This is a genomic window from Jatrophihabitans sp. (genome assembly GCF_046262535.1).
Classification (GTDB): Bacteria; Actinomycetota; Actinomycetes; order Mycobacteriales; family Jatrophihabitantaceae; genus Jatrophihabitans.
In genome coordinates, this window is record NZ_JBHEMO010000057.1 from 1 (window position 1) to 19,061 (window position 19,061).

The 19,061-nt window shown below is 70.8% G+C and carries 15 protein-coding genes, 1 tRNA gene and 1 pseudogene; 5 read left to right on the forward strand and 12 right to left on the reverse strand.

Going from position 1 to position 19,061, the window contains the following annotated elements; all coding sequences use genetic code 11:
* A partial coding sequence (locus ABR571_RS08835) for a glutamate synthase subunit beta (protein WP_409452825.1) occupies positions 1–1,236 on the reverse strand: 1,236 nt, incomplete at its 3' end.
* A gap of 146 nt (positions 1,237–1,382) precedes the next feature.
* Here ABR571_RS08835 and ABR571_RS08840 point away from each other — a divergent pair.
* Positions 1,383–3,647 carry a molybdopterin-dependent oxidoreductase gene (locus tag ABR571_RS08840; RefSeq protein WP_409452826.1) on the forward strand — a complete coding sequence of 755 codons (2,265 nt, stop codon included), beginning with the start codon at positions 1,383–1,385 and terminating at the stop codon, positions 3,645–3,647.
* A complete protein-coding gene (locus tag ABR571_RS08845) occupies positions 3,644–4,147 on the forward strand; it encodes a winged helix-turn-helix transcriptional regulator (protein ID WP_409452827.1) in 504 nt (167 codons plus the stop codon). The genes ABR571_RS08840 and ABR571_RS08845 overlap by 4 nt, the downstream gene beginning before the upstream one ends.
* A gap of 6 nt (positions 4,148–4,153) precedes the next feature.
* Here ABR571_RS08845 and ABR571_RS08850 read toward each other — a convergent pair.
* Positions 4,154–4,226: transfer RNA gene (locus ABR571_RS08850), tRNA-Leu, on the reverse strand.
* A 50-nt stretch (positions 4,227–4,276) separates the two neighbouring features.
* Between ABR571_RS08850 and ABR571_RS08855 the strand changes: the two genes are divergently transcribed.
* Positions 4,277–4,669 (forward strand): acyl-CoA thioesterase, encoded by a 393-nt coding sequence (locus tag ABR571_RS08855; protein WP_409452828.1) that lies wholly within the window; start codon positions 4,277–4,279, stop codon positions 4,667–4,669.
* Positions 4,670–4,767: 98 nt separating this feature from the next.
* Positions 4,768–7,269, forward strand: a complete 2,502-nt coding sequence (locus ABR571_RS08860) for an FtsX-like permease family protein (protein WP_409452829.1) — start codon at positions 4,768–4,770, stop codon at positions 7,267–7,269.
* Positions 7,270–7,657: 388 nt separating this feature from the next.
* Here ABR571_RS08860 and ABR571_RS08865 read toward each other — a convergent pair whose 3' ends face one another.
* A complete protein-coding gene (locus tag ABR571_RS08865) occupies positions 7,658–8,449 on the reverse strand; it encodes a uracil-DNA glycosylase (RefSeq protein ID WP_409452830.1) in 792 nt (263 codons plus the stop codon).
* Positions 8,450–8,522: 73 nt separating this feature from the next.
* Between ABR571_RS08865 and ABR571_RS08870 the strand changes: the two genes are divergently transcribed.
* Positions 8,523–8,861 carry a DUF4235 domain-containing protein gene (locus tag ABR571_RS08870; protein ID WP_409452831.1) on the forward strand — a complete coding sequence of 113 codons (339 nt, stop codon included), beginning with the start codon at positions 8,523–8,525 and terminating at the stop codon, positions 8,859–8,861.
* A gap of 20 nt (positions 8,862–8,881) precedes the next feature.
* On the opposite strand, the gene ABR571_RS08875 is transcribed toward ABR571_RS08870, so the two are convergent.
* The 9 genes and pseudogenes from ABR571_RS08875 to ABR571_RS08915 all read right to left on the reverse strand — a co-directional run.
* Positions 8,882–9,793: an exopolyphosphatase gene (locus ABR571_RS08875; RefSeq protein WP_409452832.1), complete on the reverse strand. Its 912-nt coding sequence runs from the start codon at positions 9,791–9,793 to the stop codon at positions 8,882–8,884.
* Positions 9,790–10,293, reverse strand: coding sequence for a DUF501 domain-containing protein (locus tag ABR571_RS08880; protein ID WP_409452833.1), 504 nt, complete (start codon positions 10,291–10,293; stop codon positions 9,790–9,792). Before ABR571_RS08880 ends, ABR571_RS08875 begins: the two co-directional genes overlap by 4 nt.
* Positions 10,290–10,685, reverse strand: a complete 396-nt coding sequence (locus ABR571_RS08885; protein ID WP_409452834.1) for an FtsB family cell division protein — start codon at positions 10,683–10,685, stop codon at positions 10,290–10,292. The genes ABR571_RS08880 and ABR571_RS08885 overlap by 4 nt, the downstream gene beginning before the upstream one ends.
* A gap of 4 nt (positions 10,686–10,689) precedes the next feature.
* Entirely contained in the window at positions 10,690–11,994 is a 1,305-nt protein-coding gene (gene eno / locus ABR571_RS08890; RefSeq protein WP_409452835.1) for a phosphopyruvate hydratase, read from the reverse strand.
* A 167-nt stretch (positions 11,995–12,161) separates the two neighbouring features.
* Positions 12,162–12,797 carry a MazG family protein gene (locus ABR571_RS08895; RefSeq protein ID WP_409452836.1) on the reverse strand — a complete coding sequence of 212 codons (636 nt, stop codon included), beginning with the start codon at positions 12,795–12,797 and terminating at the stop codon, positions 12,162–12,164.
* Between the two features lie 36 nt (positions 12,798–12,833).
* Positions 12,834–13,472 carry a hypothetical protein gene (locus ABR571_RS08900; RefSeq protein WP_409452837.1) on the reverse strand — a complete coding sequence of 213 codons (639 nt, stop codon included), beginning with the start codon at positions 13,470–13,472 and terminating at the stop codon, positions 12,834–12,836.
* An 11-nt stretch (positions 13,473–13,483) separates the two neighbouring features.
* Positions 13,484–17,023 carry a transcription-repair coupling factor gene (gene mfd, locus ABR571_RS08905; RefSeq protein WP_409452838.1) on the reverse strand — a complete coding sequence of 1,180 codons (3,540 nt, stop codon included), beginning with the start codon at positions 17,021–17,023 and terminating at the stop codon, positions 13,484–13,486.
* Between the two features lie 152 nt (positions 17,024–17,175).
* Complete coding sequence (locus ABR571_RS08910) at positions 17,176–17,877, reverse strand: hypothetical protein (RefSeq protein ID WP_409452839.1); 702 nt, start codon at positions 17,875–17,877, stop codon at positions 17,176–17,178.
* A 128-nt stretch (positions 17,878–18,005) separates the two neighbouring features.
* Positions 18,006–19,061: pseudogene (locus tag ABR571_RS08915) on the reverse strand (hypothetical protein); the annotation flags it as partial.

Genomic DNA, 19,061 nt, shown 5'->3' on the forward strand with positions numbered 1-19,061 from the left:
GAGCAGGCCCGCCTGCTGCGGACCGGTGAAGCCCATCGCCAGCAGCACGAGCTCGCACGGCAGCTCGGACTCGCTGCCCTCCACCGGCACGAAGGAGGGCCGGCCGTCGACGGTCTTCGACTCGACCTCCTGGAGCACCAGGCCAGTCACCCGGCCGTCCGCGTCGCCCACGAACCGGACGGTGCTGACCGAGAAGACCCGCTCCCCGCCTTCCTCGTGAGCGGAGGAGGTCCGCATCATCAGCGGCCAGGTGGGCCACGGCGTCGACGGGTCGCGGGTCCGCGGCGGCTGCGGCAGGATCTCCAGCTGGTGCACGGACGCCGCCCCCTGGCGGTGCGCCGTACCCAGGCAGTCCGCCCCGGTGTCGCCGCCGCCGATGATCACGACCCGCTTGCCGGCCGCGTCGATCGGCGACGTGGCGAGGTCGCCCTGCTGCACGTGGTTGGCCGGGGTGAGGTACTCCATCGCCAGATGGATCCCGGCCAGGTCGCGGCCGGGGATCGGCAGGTCGCGGGCGGCGGTGGCGCCGCCGGCGAGCAGCACCGCGTCGTAGGACGACCGCAGCTCCTCCGCGCTGATGTCGACGCCGACGTCGCAGGAGGTGACGAACGCCGTGCCCTCGGTCCGCATCTGGTCGAGCCGGCGGTCCAGGACGCGCTTCTCCATCTTGAACTCGGGGATGCCGTACCGGAGCAGGCCGCCGATCCGGTCGGCCCGCTCGTAAACGGTCACGTCATGGCCGGCCCGGGTCAGCTGCTGAGCCGCAGCAAGCCCGGACGGGCCGGAGCCCACCACCGCTACCCGCTTCCCGCTGCGGTCCGCGGCCGGCTGCGCCGGCACCCAGCCCTCGTCCCAGGCGCGGTCGATGATCTCGACCTCGACCTGCTTGATGGTGACGGGGTCCGCGTTGATGCCGAGGACGCACGCGGTTTCGCACGGCGCCGGGCACAGCCGGCCCGTGAACTCGGGGAAGTTGTTGGTCGCGTGCAACCGGTCGATCGCCTCGTGCCAGAAGTCGCGGTGGACCAAATCGTTCCACTCGGGGATCAGGTTCCCCAGCGGGCAGCCGCCGTGACAGAACGCAACCCCGCAGTTCATGCAGCGGCTGGCCTGGTCGGCCAGCGCCTTCGGGTCGAAGTCCTCGTAGACCTCTTTCCAGTCCTGCAAGCGGACCGGCACCGGCCGCCGCTGCGGGGTCACCCGGGAGTGCTTGAGGAAGCCTTCCTTGTCAGCCACGAAGTGCTCGCACGCTTACGCCGTTCATTCCACGCCTTTCCCCGCTGATTACCGGCTTACATCATCCCATCCGGTGATCCGGCCATCCCACGCCGTCGTCCGGAGACTGGGTTTCACTAGTGAACTCACTCGGCTAGCCTGCCTCCATGGACGACACCGTCGCCGACTGGCGGCCCACCGCGTGCATCTTGTGCGAGTGCAACTGCGGGATCGAGGTGCAGGTCGGCGCCGACGGGCGCACCTTCGCCAAGATCCGCGGCGACAAGCGCCACCCGGCCTCGCAGGGCTACACCTGCAACAAGGCGCTGCAGCTGGACGCGTATCAGAACGGCCGCGCCGGCCGCATCACCCAGCCGCTGCGTCGACGGGACGACGGCAGCTTCGAAGAAGTCGACTGGGACATCGCGATCGCCGAGATCGCCGAGCGGTTCGGCGCGATCCGCGACGATTTCGGGGGCGAGACGATCTTCTATTACGGCGGTGGAGGCCAGGGCAACCATCTCGGCGGAGCGCATTCGCCCGCGACGATGGCGGCCTTCGGTGCCCGCTACCGGTCCAGCGCGCTGGCCCAAGAGAAGACCGGCGAGTTCTGGGTGAACGCCCGGCTGCTCGGCAAACCCAACCGGGCTGACGTCGAGCACTGCGAGGTCGCGGTGTTCGTCGGCAAGAACCCGTACCAGTCGCACGGCTTCCCGCGGGCGCGAGCGGTGCTGAAGGACATCGGCAAGGACCCGGCCCGATCGATGATCGTGATCGACCCGGTGCGGACGGAGACCGCCGAACTCGCCGACTTCCATCTCCAGCTGCGTCCCGGCACGGACATCTACGCCGTCACCGCGCTCGCCGCGGTGCTCGTCCAGGAAGACCTCATCGCGCATGACTGGCTGGCCGAACACGCCGAGGCGGAGGGGCTCGCCAACGTGGTGCGGGTGCTGGCCCGCGTGCCAGTCGACGAGTACTGCGCGATCGCCGACCTGGACCCCGAGCTGGTGCGGGCCGCGGCCCGGCGGATCGGCACGGCCGAGTCGGTCGCCGTGCTCGAGGACCTGGGCGTTCAGATGAACCGCGACTCCACGCTCGTCAGCTACGTCGAGAAACTGGTCTGGTTGCTCACCGGCAACTTCGGCAAGCGCGGCGCGCAGTACGTCTTCTCCAGCATGTCGGCCATTGCCCGCGACCGCGGGCACCGGGCCGGTGAGGGTCCGCGCAGCCCCGTCGTCGGTGCCCCGATCATCGGTGGCCTCGTGCCGTGCAACGTCATCGCCGACGAGATCCTCACCGATCACCCGAATCGGTACCGGGCGATGCTGGTCGAGAGCGCGAACCCGGTGCATTCGCTCGCCGATTCCGCACGCATGCGGCAGGCGATGGAGGCGCTGGAGTTCGTCGTCGTCATCGATGTCGCGATGACCGAGACGGCGCGGCTGGCCGACTACGTCCTGCCGGCGCCCACGCAGTTCGAGAAGTTCGAGGCCACGTTCTTCAACTTCGACTTCCCGCGCAACATCTTCCATCTGCGCCATCCGGTCGTCGAGCCGCCGAGTGGCGTGCTCCCCGAGCCGGAGATCCACGCGCGTCTGGTCGAGGCGTCGGGCGCGCTGACCGAGGCCGACTACGCGCCCCTGCGCGCGGCAGCCGGAGACCCGGAAGCCTTCGCCGCTGCGTTCTTCGCGGCGGTGAGCGACCCGCGCCTGCGCCGGCTGGCGGCCGTCCTGCTGTACCGGACGCTCGGACCCACCCTGCCCGACGGCGCAGCCGCCGCGGCCGTGCTCTGGGCGGCGGCCCACACCTGCGCCGCCGCCAACCCGAGCGGGGTGAAACGCGCCGGGTTCGGTACGGGTCTCGCCGCCGGGGAGAACCTGTTCCGCGCGATTCTCGCCAGCCCGTCCGGGGTGGTCATCACCGACGACACCGAGGACGCGACGTGGGACCGCCTGGCCGGCCGCCCGATCCAGCTCGACATCCCGGAGCTGCTCGCGGAGGTGGAGGGGCTCGCCCGGCGCGGCGCTGCGCTCGTCGATCCCGAGTGGCCGTTCGTCCTGTCGGCCGGCGAGCGGCGCGCGTTCACGGCGAACACGATCATCCGCGATCCGGCCTGGCGCAAACGAGATGCCGGCGGCGCCCTGCGGATGAGCCAGCTCGACGCCGACCGGCTGGGCGTGGCCGGCGGTGACCGGGTCAGGCTGACGACCCCGCGCGGCACGGTGGATGTCGCCATCGAACCCACGCCACGTATGCGAGCGGGGCACATCTCGCTGCCGAACGGCCTTGGGCTGACCGTCCCGGACGAGTCCGGTGCGCCCACCACGGTCGGCATCGCGCCCAACGAACTCACCGCCACTGAGGACCGCGACGAGTGGGCGGGAACTCCGTGGCACAAGCACGTCCGGGCCCGGGTCGAGGCGCTGTGAAGCGCACGACCTTCGCCAACTGGCCGTGCTCGATCGCCCGCACGGTCGACCTGCTCGGCGATTGGTGGACTCCGCTGGTGCTGCGCGAGGCGTTCTACGGCACCACGCGATTCGACGACTTCGAGCGCGTGCTCGGCATCGGGCGCAACGTGCTGACCCAGCGGCTGGGCCGGCTCGTCGATGCGGACATCCTCGAACGCAAGGCCTATCAGCAGAACCCCCCGCGCTACGACTACGTCCTCACCGACAGGGGCCGCGACTTCTTCCCTGTACTGGCCGCCATCAACAGCTGGGGTGACCGATGGCTCGCGACCGACGACGGACCGCCGGTCGTGATGGAGCACGCGAGCTGCGGGCACGACACCACGGCGGAGGTCGTGTGCGCGAACTGCGGCGAGCCCCTTCGGCTCGCGGACGTCAGCCTGCACCTCGGTCCGGGATACCCGGAGCGCCATCGCGCGGCCGCGCTGGCGACCGGTCGGTTCCGGACTCCGGACTGATCGCGGTACCCCCGGTCGGATTCGAACCGACACTTGGACCCTTTTAAGGGGTCTGCCTCTGCCATTGGGCTACGGGGGCGACGCGCCCATTGTGACGGGTCGACGGCCGGCACGCGGCAGACTGCACGCATGGGCACGGATGCAAGCGGGCACGGCAGTACCTGGTCGGCGCCGGTGCGTTACGCCGAGGTCGATCAGCAGGGCGTCGTCTTCAACTCCCACTACCTGCTCTACTGCGACGAAGCGATGGGCGCGTACTGCGAACAGCGCGGCCTGCGCGGGTTCGTCTCGCTCGTCCGGCTGGTGTCGTCGACGTTGACGTGGACCGGTCCGGCCACCTGGGGCGACGTGATCGAGGTGGACGTGAGCTGCACGAAGATCGGTCGCACCAGCGCCACGCTCGCTTTCGACGTCCGCGCCGGCGGCCATCCGTGCTGCGCGGTCGAAACGACCTACGTGTACGCCGACGCTGCCGGCGTCCCCCAACCGATACCGGACGAGGTGCGGGCCGCGCTCGGCTGAGCGGCGGCGGGCACCCGCAGTCAGGCGGGTGCAGGCACCCTTGAGCCGCCTCCTGCCGCGAGGCAGGCTCACCGGTGAACCGGAAGGGGGGTCACCGCGTGAGTGTCGTCGCGGATTGGTTGCGGCTCGAGCGGCGTCGACGGTGGCGCTCACTAGCAGCGCTCGCTCTGCTCATCGCCGTGTCGACCGCGACAGTGATGACGGGTACGGCCGGCGCACGACGCACCGGCAGCGCGCTCGACCGACTGGAGAGCCGGACCAAGCCGGCGACGGTCGCCGTCCTCGCCAACACGCCGGACTTCGATTGGGGACCGGTGCGCCGGCTGCCCGTCGTCCTGGGCTACACACCCTTCGGCCCGACGTTCCACATCGACGGGTTGCCACCGGAGGCCGAGACCGAGCCGGCGATGCTGCCGACCACCATGCGCACCCTGGAGGCCGGCGTGGTGCAGCGTGGCCGCTTGTTCGATGCCGACCGCAGCGATGAAGCGATCGCATCACCGGCGTTCCTGTCCCGGTACAAGCTCCACGTGGGGGACGTGGTCGTCGTGCGGCTACCGACGCCCGCCCAGTTCCGCAAGGCGGTGAGCGAGGACGACGGTGGCGGGACGTTCACCGGTCCCCGGCTGCACCTGCGAGTGGTGGGATCAGTGGTGTCGCGTTGGTTCGCGGACACCCTGCTCATGTCGCCGGGCGTCGTGCGGCGCTATCCCGGCAGTCTCGTGGGCACCTCCGGCGATCCGGACCGCCCGACCATTGCGAACGCCCTGTTCCGGTTGCGGGGTGGCGCTGCGGCAATACCGCAATTCCGCCGTGACCTGGCCCGGGTCACCGGGCGAGCTGATCTCGAGGTCGTCGATCTGGCGGTGTGGGTCGACCGGGCGCCGCGCCAGCAAGCCACCTTCGCCGCCCGCTGCCTGTACGCATTTGCTGCGGCCGCACTTCTCGCTGCGTTGTTCCTGGTCGGCCAGGCGGTCGCGCGCCATGCCTCGTCCAGCATCGCCGACCTTCGGACGCTTCGCGCTCTCGGCATGACTCCGCGACAGGCGGGCGCCGCGGCCGCCGCCGCGCCGACACTGGCGGCCGTGGCCGGCGCAGCCGTCGGCGCAGCCGGGGCGGTCGTCGCGTCGCGCTGGTTTCCGATCGGCGCCGCGGCCGCCGCCGAGCCGGATCCCGGCCTCTCCTTCGACTGGCTCGTCTTGATCTTGGGGACCGTTCTCACGGTCGTGCTGGTCGCCGGCGGCGCCGCGGCGTCGGCGGCGCTCGCCCTGCGGGCTGACCGGCGCAAGTTCGAGGCACGCCGGTCCGTGGTCGCGGGCGTCGCCGCCCGCGGCGGCCTGCCCGTGCCCGTAGTGGTCGGCACGCGGTTCGCGCTCGAAGCCGGCCGCGGGCGCACGTCGGTGCCGGTGCGGCCCGCGTTGTTCGGCGCCGTGCTGGGCGTGGTCGGCATCCTGGCCGCGCTCACCTTCTCGCACGGCGTCGCCGATGCGGCCGGCCATCCGCAACGGTTCGGGCAGACGTTCGACGTGAGCGCCGACGTCGGCTTCGACGGCCACGACTTCGCGCCCGTCGGCCGGCTGACCGCAGCGCTGCAGTCCGACGCCCGGGTCACCGGCCTGAACGACGGGCGCATCGGGGTCGCGACCGGTCCGGCCGGACACGGCTCAGTGTCCCTCTATACCTACGGAGGAGGAACCAAGCCGCTGCCGGTCGTCATCGTCGAGGGACGGATGCCAAGGGCACCGGACGAGGTGGCGCTCGCCCCGCAGTCGATGTCTGCTCTGCACACGGCGGTCGGTCGACGGGTCGTGCTGACCGGCAGCCGGGCGTCGCGGACGTACACCGTCACCGGGGCGGCGCTGGTTCCGAAAGGCGCCCACAACAACTACGCCGATGGCGGCTGGCTGACCGACGCCGCTTACGACCGGGCATTCAAGGACTTCAAGTTCCACACCGTCTACGTCGCGCTGCGATCGGGAAGCTCTGCGGGCGCCGGCGCGGATTTGAGCAGGACGATCGCGGCTGAGAATCCGAAGCTCGGCGCAGTGGCATTCGCACCGCCGGCTCCGTTGTCCGAGGTGACGGCGCTCCGCGATGTGCGACGGCTGCCGCTGTTCCTCGGCGGGTTCCTCGCACTGTTGGCGATCGGAGCCGTCGGACATGCGCTGACGACGTCGGTGCGCCGACGTACGCAGGACCTTGCCGTGCTCCGTGCCCTGGGCATGACTCCATGGCAATGTCGGTGTGTTGTGGTCACGCAGGCGACGGTGCTGGCCGTCGTCGGACTCGCGTTCGGAATGCCGCTGGGCGTGGCCGTCGGCCGGACGATCTGGCGCCAGGTCGCGTCCTACACGCCGTTCGAGTACGTGCCGCCGGTTGTCGGCCCGACCGTGCTGCTGCTGGTCCCGGCCGCGCTGCTCGCCGCGAACGCACTGGCCGCGTGGCCAGGACGCCGCGCGGCACGCCTGCAATTTCCCAGGTGCTGCGGGCGGAGTGATCTGGCCGCGCGGCGCGAGGCGTCCGACGGCCCCGTGGCGCCGCTCCGGAGAGGTACCTCTTCCGCAGGGCTGTCCGACGGTTGTAGGACAAGTGGCGTCTGACAACCGTCGGACAGCACCAGCACCTACTGGTGCTGGTACTCGGCACGGGAAACTGTCACACGTCCTCCCTACCGTCGGCTGCGTGACCAGTGCCCGCGAACTTGCCATCGCCCATGTCAACCGCGAGATGGCCCGGCTGGACGCCGCGGACGAAGCGACCCGGCAGGCGGCCCGGGCGACGCGGCGCCCGTCAGGTGCCTCCGTCGTTCCATCCGACTCGACCCACGGGAACTCGCCGCCATCGGCGCCCGCGCGGCAGTCATTGGCGTCAAGCCGTCCGTGCTGGCCCGAAACCTCATCCGGACGGGGCTGGCGGCGGTGAACGGCGACCGGGTCGCCGCCCTGGTCGATCAGCTCGAGACCGTCGTGTCCGAACTACGCACTGCGGTCACCTGAGCGGGTCGAGCCCGGCGAGCCGCACCGCGCGCAGGAACACAGCGTCGAGCATCGGCTCGGTCAACCGTCCGGTGAAGGTGTTCTGCTGGCTGACGTGATAGCAGCCGAGGACGGTCCGCCCGTCAATCCCCGCCTCGACGCCGTGCCCGAACAGCGGTACCCGAGCCGGTACCGGCAGACCGGCTACCCGCAACGCCGGCCACAGCGCGACCCAGCCGAAGCCCCCGAGCACCACCACAGCCCGCACCTCGGGCCACACCAGGGAGAGCTCGCGGCTCAACCATGGGCGGCAGTTGTCGCGCTCCTCGGGCGTCGGCTTGTTGGCCGGCGGCGCGCAGTGCACCGGTGCGGTGATGTAGACGCCGCGCAGCGCGAGCCCGTCGCCAGCCGACACCGAGGTCGGCTGATTGGCCAGACCGACGCGGTGCAGCGACGCATAGAGCCAGTCGCCGCTCCGGTCGCCGGTGAACATGCGGCCCGTGCGGTTGGCGCCGTGCGCGGCCGGCGCGAGCCCCACGACGAGGATGCGCGGTTCAGGATCGCCGAAGCCCGGGATCGGCCGTCCCCAGTAGGTCTGGTCGGCGAACGAGCGGCGCTTTTCCCGCGCCACCTGCTCGCGCCACGCGACGAGCCGGGGACACGCGCGGCACACGCTCACTCGCGCCGCCAGCTCGTCGCCCGCCGAGGCGGACGCGAGCCTGGCCACGTCGGCGGCCGAATGGGCCACCGGGGTCGCGGCGGTCGCCGGGTCGCCCGGCCAGCCGCTTCCCGGAGGCACCACCACGCTCGCAAGCTTGGCAGGGAGCGCGCCGACCGGCCTGGGTAGGGTTCGAGCACCGGAACGAGAGGACTGACGGATGGGCGCAGGCGCGAAGGTCAGCATGAAGGTGATGAGCATCGTCGTCGGCATTCCCGTCGGCATCGTCACCAAGAAAGCGGTGGAGCGCGCGTGGCTGACTGTCCGGCCCGACGACCCGCCGCGCAAGCCATCAGAGGCCGAGGTGCACTGGAGCGACGCCGTCGTGTGGGCTGCCATGTCCGGCGTCGGCATCGTGCTGGCCGACCTGATCACCCGGCGCAGCACCGAGGTCGCCTATCGCGCAATCACCGGCAGCGAGCCGCCGCCGGGCAAGCCGAGCAAGGCCGCCAAGAAGCTGCAGAAGGCGAGTGAGAAGGCGAACAGCACCGCCGACTGACGCCAGCTCGGCGCCGCGGCTCACCCGATGCTGAGCGCGATCCCGTCGAGGATGTCGTGCTCGCTGGCGATCACCGCCGCGACGCCGATCTCGTCGACCAGTGTGCGCAGCACCAGGGCGCCGGCGCCGATCACGTCCACCCGTCCCGGATGCATCACCGGCAGCGCGGCGCGCTGGTCGTGGGTCATGTGCAGCAGGCGGTCGGTGACGTCGCGCACCTGGTCGGCGGGAATAGTCGCGCCGTGGATCGCGCCGGGGTCGTAGCGCCCGAGCCCCAGTGCGATCGCAGTGATCGTCGTGACCGTGCCGGCGACACCGACGAACGTCACGTCCGGATCGAGTGGAACGTCGGCGCGCGCAGCCTGGACAGCGGCGCGGACGTCGGCGATCGTCGCGGCAACCTGCGCGTCGGTCGGCGGATCCGAATGCAGGTGCCGCTCGGTCATCCGCACGCAGCCGACGTCCATGCTGTGGGAGCGCAACTGCCCGTCGCCACCGCGGACAAGCTCGGTCGACCCTCCACCGATGTCGGCGACGAGCAGCGGACCGTCGGTTTCGGGGAGCACGCTGGTAGCGCCGGCGAAGGACAGCTCCGCCTCCTCGCGCCCGGTGATGACCTCCGGCTCCGCCCCGAGCACGCCCTGCACCATCGTGACGAAGTCGGCCCGGTTGGCCGCGTCCCGAGTAGCGCTGGTCGCCACCATGCGGACCCGCTCCGCGCCGTGCTGATGCGCGAGCGCCGCGTAATCGAGCAGCGCGACGCGGGTGCGCTCGATCGCCTCGGGCGCGAGCCGGCCGGTCCGGTCGACGTCCTGGCCGAGCCGCACCACGCGCATCTGCCGGACGACGTCGGTCAGCGTGCCCTCCTCGATGTCGGCGATGAGCAGGCGGATGGAGTTCGTGCCGCAGTCGATCCCGGCGACTCGGGTCATGGACTCACGCACGGTCCGTTGGCCCACCAGTGGGGCAGGGTGGCCAGGGCCTCGTCGCCGAGCGGGTTGACGCCGGGTCCGGCGGCGAGCGCATGACCCACCATGACGTGCAGGCACTTCACTCGGTTCGGCATCCCCCCGGCGCTGACGCCGGCGATCTCGTCGACATGCCCGATCTCCTGGCGGCGGGCCAGGTAGCTATCGTGCGCGGCTCGGTACGCGGCGGCGAGGTCCGGATCGATCTGCAGCCGCTCGGTCATCTCGCGCATCACCCCGCTGGCCTCGAGCGTGCCGATCGCCGCCGCTGCCCTGGGGCACGTCAGGTAGTACAGGGTCGGGAACGGCGTGCCGTCGGGCAGGCGCGGCGAGGTCTCAACGACGTCGGGATTGCCGCACGGGCAGCGGTGCGCGACCGCGCGGATGGCCCGCGGCGCCCGGCCCAACTGGGCGCCGACGATCGTGCGATCCGCGGCCGAAACCAGTGGCTCGCCGGCCGTCATTTCGCCGCGGCGCGGACGCTGTCCATCAGCCGGTTGTTCCACCCCGGGCCCGCGATGTGCTTGCCGGGCAGACCCGCGCTCTTCTCGATGTCGGACTTCTGCCCCTTGTCGACAACCACGTACACCGTGTCGCCGGGCATCGCGTACTGCAGACGCTTGCGAGCCTGCTGCTGGATGAAACCCGGATCCGACCACAGCGACTTCTGCCGGGTCAGCTCGCCCAGCTGCTGACGGTCGTCCTGCAACTGCCGCCCGGCCCCGCTCAGGTCGTGCCGGCTGGTGAGGTAGCGCTGGATCGGCGAGGCGAGCAGGACGACGAGCAGGATCACGATCCCGCCCAGTACCAGGGCGCGCCCGGTCAGCACCGGACGGCCCGCGCGCGTCTGCTTCACCGGCTCACTCGGCCGCGGGTGCGACGTACGCCGTGGGCGCGTAACGCGGGAACGCGGCGGCACCGGCGTACCGCGCGGCGTCGTCGAGCTCGTCCTCGATCCGAAGCAGCTGGTTGTACTTGGCCACGCGCTCGCTACGGGCCGGCGCGCCCGTCTTGATCTGCCCGCAGTTCACCGCGACGGCCAGATCGGCGATGGTGGTGTCCTCGGTCTCGCCCGAGCGGTGGCTCATCATGCAGCGGTAGCCGTGGCGGTGCGCGAGGTCGACGGCGTCGAAGGTCTCGGTGAGCGTGCCGATCTGATTCACCTTGACGAGCAGCGCGTTCGCGGCCCCCGCCTCGATTCCGCGGCCGAGGCGCTCCGGGTTGGTGACGAACAAGTCGTCGCCGACGATCTGCACCTGCTCGTCGAGCTCGACGGTGAGCTCCTCCCACGCGCTCCAGTCGTCCTCGGACAGCGGGTCCTCGATCGAGACGATCGGGTAGTCGGCGACCAGCGAGCGGTAGTACGCCACCATCTCGTCGGCCGACTTCGCCGCGCCCTCGAACTGGTAGGCGCCGTCGCGGTAGAACTCGGTGGCGGCGACGTCGAGGGCGAGGGCGATGTCGACGCCCGCGGTGAGACCGGTCTGGCCGACCGCCTCGATGATGAGGTCGAGCGCGGCGCGGTTGGAGCCGAGGTTGGGCGCGAAGCCGCCCTCGTCGCCGAGCCCGGTCGACAGGCCCTTCGTCTTCAGCACGGCCTTGAGCGCGTGGTAGACCTCGGCGCCGTGGCGCAGGGCCTCGGCGAACGTGGGGGCGCCGATCGGCGCGATCATGAACTCCTGGACGTCGACGTTGGAGTCGGCGTGGGCGCCGCCGTTGAGGATGTTCATCATCGGGACGGGCAGCAGGTAGGCGTTCGGGCCGCCGAGATAGCGGAACAGCGGCAGCTCGGCCGACAGCGCGGCGGCCTTGGCCACGGCCAGCGAGACGCCGAGGATCGCGTTGGCGCCGAACTTGCTCTTGTCCGGCGTCCCGTCCAGATCGCGCAGGGTCTGGTCGAGGATGCGCTGCTCGCTGGCCTCGAGCCCGATCAGCTCTGGAGCGAGGTCGTCCATGACGGCCGCGACGGCCTTCTCGACGCCCTTGCCGCCGTAACGGCTGCCACCGTCGCGCAGCTCCACGGCCTCGAAGGCACCGGTCGACGCGCCGCTCGGCACGGCGGCCCGCGACAGGGTGCCGTCGTCCAGGGCCACCTCGACCTCGACGGTCGGATTGCCACGCGAATCCAAGATCTCGCGCGCCCCCACGGCGTCGATGCTGGCCACCGGCACGTCCTCTCAGAAATCGACGGAAGGAGACCAACCCTATCGGCGCCCGTTGTCGGGGCGCCGCTGCCCCGCCGTACCGGCGTCGAGCCCGACGCCGCCCGGTGGCGGTGAGGACAAAGCGGGGTTATGATCGGAAAAGGTCCCAGGCGGTAGCTCCCCCCGTGCTACTGGCTGGGACCCTTTACGTCCCGTTCCGCCCCGGGATTCGCTTCCGCGGCCACGATCGCGGCCCGGTATTCGCGGGCCGTGCGCCGCAGGGCCGTCTCCGGATCGATGCCGGCGGCCACCGCATCCTGGACGACCGCGAACAACCGTGCCCCGATGTCATCGGTCTCGGCCGGCTCGGCATCGATACCGGCCCGTCGCGCCCGGGAGACGAGTTTCGCCGTCAGGGCGAGCGCCGGCTGGTTCAACGGGACGCCGTCGACAGCCGACCTGCGCCCCTTCTCGTCGATCTTCTGCCGCTCCCACGTCTCGTTGAGCTGGTCGGCCGTGGGCGGCGCGCCGGTTCCGGCCGGGTCGCCGAAGACGTGCGGATGCCGGCGGACCAGCTTGGCGACCAGATCACCCGCGACCTCGTCGATTCCGAAGGCCGCGTCGCCGGGCAGTTCCTGGGCGATGCGGGCGTGGAAGAGCACCTGCAGCAACAGGTCGCCGAGCTCCTCGCGCAGCAGCGCCTGGTTGCCCGTCTCGATCGCCTCGAGAACTTCGTAGGCCTCTTCGAGCAGATAGCGGGTCAACGATTCGGCCGTCTGCGCCGCGTCCCACGGGCAGCCGCCGGGGGAACGGAGTCGGTCCATCACCTGCACCGCGCGCTCCAGCGGGGACGTCACGGCTCAGCCGGCGGGGCCGGTCGACGTCGGAGCGGCCCCGCCCGCACCGGGTTGGACCGTCAGGTAGGACGGGACCGCGGCCTTGCCGTCCAAGCCGAGCGTGGACGAGCTCCACTTGCCGTAGCGGGGGCTCACGCTCACGTGCACGTGGGCCTTCTTGATGAGCGCCAAGAGCTCGGGCAGCTGGGTGAGCTGGCGGCTCTTGATGATCGCGAACTCGAGCTCCTGCGTCCGCAGGTAGGCCTTGACGAAGCCGGGCTTGATGCCGGACTTCGGCAGGCCCTTGCGGATCGCCTGATCGAGCGCGGCGCCCTTGAGCTCGGTCTGCAGCAGCACGCTGGCGGCTTCGTCGTGCGAGGCGGCGAGCTGGGCGTCGGTGGGCACCGTCCCGAACGACTTCAGGGTCTGGGTGAACACCTGCTGCTGGACCAGGAACTGCAGGACCTGGGACCGGGGCGAGACGACCTGTCCGGACTTACCGGCGTTGGCCGCGACGGCCGCATCGGGGCCGGTCGGCGTCACGTAGCTGCTGACGTCGGAGTCGGTGATCCGGGACCCGTCGATCGTCGCCGCGGTGCCGACGTTGGTCCGGCAACCGGCCAGCCCGGCTGCCGCGACGACCGCAACCAGAACCGCGGTCAACGTTCGAAGTCTCACGGCGTAACAATCTCATGCCGACCGGTCACGGCTGCGAGGACCTCGCCGCACCACGTCAGCAGCGGGATGTCGCGCAGCGGCGCGCCGCCGAACTTCACTTCCGCGAACGACCCATCGGGCTTGACCACACCCTTCGGCCGAGGCACCGACATGGTCGCGACTGCCGGCTTGTAGTGCGACCGGTCGTAGAGCCGCTGCAAGCGCAGCTGCCCCGATTCCGGCAGCTCGACCGGCGTGAACCGCACGAGGTTGCCCTGAAGCGACACCTCGGTGACGCCGAAGCGGCGGCACACGACCTTGAACCGGGCGACGGCCAGCAGGTTCTCGACCTGGGGCGGGATGGGCCCGAACCGGTCGATCAGTTCGGCACGGACGCTGTCGACCGCCTCGTCGGTCGTCGCCGACGCCAGCGCACGGTAGGCCTCGAGGCGGAGTCGTTCCCCCGGCAGGTACTCGACCGGCAGGTTGGCGTCGATGGGCAGGTCGACCTTGACCTCCTTCTGGTCATCCTGGGAGTCACCGCGGAAGTCGGCCACGGCCTCGCCGACGAGCCGCACGTAGAGGTCGAAGCCGACGCCGGCGATGTGCCCGGACTGTTCGCCGCCGAGCAGGTTCCCGGAGCCGCGGATCTCGAGGTCCTTCATCGCGACGGCCATGCCGGCGCCCATCTCGGTGTGCTGGGCGATGGTGGCCAGCCGGTCGTAGGCCGTCTCGGTGAGCGGCCGTTCGGGCGGGTACGTGAAGTACGCGTAGCCGCGCTCGCGGGCCCGCCCCACCCGGCCGCGGAGCTGGTGCAGCTGCGACAGCCCGAACATGTCGGCCCGGTCGACGATCAGCGTGTTGGCGTTGGGGATGTCCAGACCCGACTCGACGATCGTGGTCGCGACCAGCACGTCGTAGGCCTTCTCCCAGAAGCCGACCATGATCTGTTCCAGCGCGCCTTCGGGCATCTGCCCGTGCGCCACGGCGATCCGCGCCTCCGGCACCAGCTCAGCGAGCTTGGCCGCCGCCCGATTGATCGACTCAACCCGGTTGTGGATGTAGAAGACCTGCCCGTCGCGCAGCAGCTCGCGGCGCACGGCGGCGGCCACCTGTCGGGCGTCGTACGCGCCGACGAAGGTGAGGATCGGGTGCCGCTCCTCGGGCGGGGTGAGGATCGTCGTCATCTCCCGGATCCCGGTGAGCGACATCTCCAGCGTGCGCGGGATCGGGGTGGCCGACATCGTCAGCACGTCGACCGCCGTGCGCAGCCCCTTCAGGTACTCCTTGTGCTCCACGCCGAAGCGCTGTTCCTCGTCGACGATGACCAGGCCGAGATCCTTGAAGCGGACGGTCTGCTGCAGCAACCGATGCGTCCCGATGACGATGTCGATCGAGCCGTCGACGATGCCCTTGCTGATGGCGTCCACCTCGGACGACGGGGTGAACCGGGACAGTTCCTTGATGACGACCGGAAATTGGGCCATCCGGTCGGAGAACGTCTGAATGTGCTGGTGGGCGAGCAAGGTCGTCGGGACGAGGACGGCCACCTGCTTGCCGTCCTGCACCGCCTTGAAGGCGGCGCGCACCGCCACCTCGGTCTTGCCGTAGCCGACGTCGCCGCAGATGACGCGGTCCATCGGCAGCGGCTTCTCCATGTCGGCCTTGACCTCGTCGATCGCGCCGAGCTGGTCGGGCGTCTCGACGTAGGCGAACGCGTCCTCGAGTTCGCGCTGCCACGGGGTGTCGGGCCCGAACGCGTGCCCCTTGGTCGCCATCCGCGCGCTGTAGAGGCGGATCAGCTCGGCCGCGATCTCCCTGACCGCCTTGCGCGCGCGACCCTTGGTCTTGGCCCAGTCCGAACCCCCGAGGCGCGACAGTGTGGGCGCCTCGCCGCCGACGTACTTGGTGACCTGGTCGAGTGAGTCGGTCGGGACGAAGAGCCGGTCGCCGGGCTGCCCGCGTTTGGACGGCGCGTACTCGATGATCAGGTACTCGCGCTCGCCGCCGTTGACGGTGCGCCGCACCATTTCCACGTACTTGCCGACTCCGTGTTGCTCGTGTACGACGTAGTCGCCGGACCTGAGCTGGATCGGGTCGATGGCGTTGCGCCGCCGCGACGGCATCCGGCTGTTGTCCTTGGTCAACGAGCCGCGCTGCCCGGTGAGATCGGACTCCGTGAGGAACGCCAGCTTCAGCTCGGGCGCGACGAGCCCGCCGGCCAGGCGGCCGGTCGTCACGTCGACGACACCGGCGTCCACGGTCGCCTCGGCCACCAGCCGGGCCGGGATCTCAGCGGCCGACAAACGCTCGACCGCCCGCTGGGCCGAGCCGTGCCCGTCGAACACCAAGGCGATGCGCCAGCCGTCGCGCGCCCAGCTGCGCAGGTCGTCCATGGCGGCCTCGGTGTCGCCGCGGTAGGACGGCGCGGCGGCGAACAGGCTCGGCGTCGCGTCGGGCTCGGTCAACGCGGTGATCCCCCACCACGGCACACCGAGACCGCGGGCGTCATCCTCGACGTCCTCCAAGTGGCGCAAGGAGGCGGCGGCCAGATCGATGGGGGCCTTCCCGCCGCCGGCGGCGACGGCCCACGAGGCGTCGAGGAATTCGTGCGACGTGCGGACGAGGTCGACCGACCGCGTGCGCACCCGCTCGGGATCGCAGAGCACGACGTGCGAACCGGTCGGCAACTCGTGCAGGACGAGGGCGAGATCGTCGACCAGGACGGGCGCCAGCGCCTCCATGCCCTCCACCGCTTCGCCACGGCTGATCGGGTCGAGCAGCTCGCCGAGCTCGGGATATTGCACGAGCAGCTCGGCCGCCCGCGCCCGCACGGCATCGGTCAGCAGGAGTTCGCGGCACGGCGGCGCCCACAGCCCGTGCTCGGCGATCTCGAGCGAGCGCTGGTCGGCCACCTTGAAGTAGCGGATCTCCTCGACCTCGTCGCCCCAGAACTCGACGCGAAGGGGGTGCTCCTCGGTCGGCGGGAAGACGTCGAGGATGCCGCCACGGACGGCGAAGTCGCCCCGCTTCTCGACGATCTCCGATCGCGCATAACCGGCCGCGACCAGGTCGGTGACGATGTCGGTCAGCTCCCGGCCGCCGTCGCCGGGATGCAGCTCGACCGGCACCAGCTCGCCGAGATCGCGCACCTGCGGCTGGAGCAGCGCGCGGACCGGAGCCACGACGACGGACAGCTTGCCCGCGGCCGGATCATGGGCGGACGGGTGGGACAGGCGGCGCAGTACGGCCAGCCGTTGGCCCACCGTGTCGGCGCGCGGCGACAGGCGCTCGTGGGGCAGCGTCTCCCATCCGGGGTACAGGGCCACCTCGTCGGGGGGCAGCAGGCAACGCAGCGCGGTGACGAGGTCCTCGGCCTCGCGTCCCGAACTCGTCACCGCGAGGACGAGCCGCCCGGTGCGGGCAGTGGCCGCCAGCGCGAACGGCTGCAGGCCGTGGGGGCCGCTGAGCGTGAGGCTCGACGAACCAGCGGACTCGGTCGCGGCGGTCAGGGCGGGATCGGCGAGGGCGGCGGCGAGCAGGCAGGACAGGGACACAGCAATTGCCTTTCGGGCGCAGCACAAACATCCCCACACCGAGCGGGTGAGGGGGTTATTTGCAAGCCTACGCGCCGGATCCGACGGGGGTCGCGACGCCGGCGACGAAGGAAGAGGCCGACCGGCAGTTACGCGGGCCGGCCTCCTCGTCGTCAGCTCAGCGCGTCAGTGCTTGCGCTGGTAGCGCCGGATCCCGGTGGTGTCAGCGCCGCTCCGAGGATCAGCAGGGCGAGCGCCCAGGCCATCTCGTTACTGACGTGGCTGCTTCCGGTGTTGGCCAGCGGTTGCTGCGACGCGCCCTGCGGTGCCGCGCCGGTTGAGCTCGGCGGCGTGGATGTCGCCGGTGCCGTCACCACCGATGTCTCGCCCTTGTCGCCGGAGGTGCCGGTCGACGGCTTGTTGGCGTCGTCGCCGCTGTAGGCCGCCACCCAGAAGTTGCTGCCCGCCGCGGTCGGAGCGAACAAGCCCGACGCGTAGTCGCCGTTGCCGTGGACCTCGGCGGTGTCATACGCCTTGAACGTGATCGTGCCCGTCGCGCCGCTGGTGGCACCCGTCAGCGTTGCCGTGTCACTGATCGCTGCACCGAGGGTGGCCGCCTTGGCCGCCGTGCTGATCGTCGTCGTGTTCTTGGTGCGCGGGTCGACGAAGGTCACGGTGAGTCTGCCGGCCGCGGTCTTGACCACGCGGACGTCGCCGCCGATGCGAAAGCAAGCCGGACCGGCCTTGCGGTTGAATCCCTGAGCGGCTGACGGGCCCTGGATCGTCTTCGCGACGTTGCAGAACAACGATCCGAGGTCGAGATTCGAAGGAATGTCGACAGTGATGTCGAAGACGGGCCCACGCTCACTTGACACGCGACATGCCCAACCGTCGGCCAATCGCTGCCTGGTCGGCTCGAGCCGGTCCTTTCGGCTCCGATCCTGCCTGACGGCTGAGGGGCACCGCCGAAAAACGGCGGTGCCCCCCAGCCGGGATCAACCGATCAGTGCGTGCGGCGGTAACCGCGGCGCTTGCCCACCAGCAGGATCCCCGCGCCGAGGACCAGCAGGGCGAGGGCCCAGCCGATCTGGTCGTGCACGGGACCGGCACCGGTCGCGGCCAACTGCTGCTGGGCCGCCACCTCCGGGGAGTGCTGCGGGCTCGGCGTCTCCGGCCCCGTGCCGAGGGCGTTCAACGTCGACGTCTCGCCGTCGTCGCCGCATCCTCCGCTGGAGGCGATGTTGTTCTCGTCACCTGAGTAGGCCGCAACCCAGTAGTAGCTGCCCGCTGTCGTGGGAGTGAACGGCTGCGACGTGTAGGGGCCGTTGCCGTCCACGGTGATCGTTGAGGTGAAGACGGCGTCGCCGGTGCAGTCCGGCGAGTCGCTCGGGCCGAACACGCTGAAGGTGATCGTTCCGCCGGCCGTCGCGGTCGCACCGCTCAGCGTGGCCGTGTCGGACACCGCGTCGCCGACGTTCCCCGACGTGGCCGAAGTGCCGACCACGGTGGTCAGCTTGCCAACCGTCGAGGTCTCGCCCTCGGCACCACAGGCGCCGGTCGAGCCCGCATTGTTGTCGTCGCCGGAGTACGCGGCGACCCAGTAGTACGAGCCGGCCGTCGTCGGGCTGAAGGTCCCCGACGTCGCCGTGCCATCAGCACCCAACGGCACCGTGCTCGTGAAGATGGCGGTGCCGGTGCAATCCGCAGTGTCACTCGGCCCGTACAGCTTGAACGTCACCATGCCCGTCGGGTTCAGCCCACCGGTCACCGTCGCCGTGTCCGAGATCGGACCGCCCACGGTCGCCGACGACGCTGCCGTCCCGACGACGGTCGTCGTCTTGCCGACCGTCGAGGTCTCGTCCGTCCCGCCGCAGGCCTCGGTGTCCGGCAGGTTGTTCACGTCACCGGAGTAGGACGCCGTCCAGTAGTACGAGCCGGCCGTCGTCGGGCTGAAGGTCCCCGACGTCGCCGTGCCATCAGCACCCAACGGCACCGTGCTCGTGAAGATGGCGGTGCCGGTGCAATCCGCAGTGTCACTCGGCCCGTACAGCTTGAACGT

What these genes read in the sequence shown, in the direction of transcription:
- ABR571_RS08840 (WP_409452826.1), top strand. Translation starts at nt 1,383, where the DNA reads ATGGACGACACCGTCGCCGACTGGCGGCCCACCGCGTGCATCTTGTGC.
- ABR571_RS08855 (WP_409452828.1), top strand. Translation starts at nt 4,277, where the DNA reads ATGGGCACGGATGCAAGCGGGCACGGCAGTACCTGGTCGGCGCCGGTG.
- ABR571_RS08870 (WP_409452831.1), top strand. Translation starts at nt 8,523, where the DNA reads ATGGGCGCAGGCGCGAAGGTCAGCATGAAGGTGATGAGCATCGTCGTC.
- ABR571_RS08875 (WP_409452832.1), bottom strand. Translation starts at nt 9,793, where the DNA reads ATGACCCGAGTCGCCGGGATCGACTGCGGCACGAACTCCATCCGCCTG.
- ABR571_RS08880 (WP_409452833.1), bottom strand. Translation starts at nt 10,293, where the DNA reads ATGACGGCCGGCGAGCCACTGGTTTCGGCCGCGGATCGCACGATCGTC.
- ABR571_RS08895 (WP_409452836.1), bottom strand. Translation starts at nt 12,797, where the DNA reads ATGGACCGACTCCGTTCCCCCGGCGGCTGCCCGTGGGACGCGGCGCAG.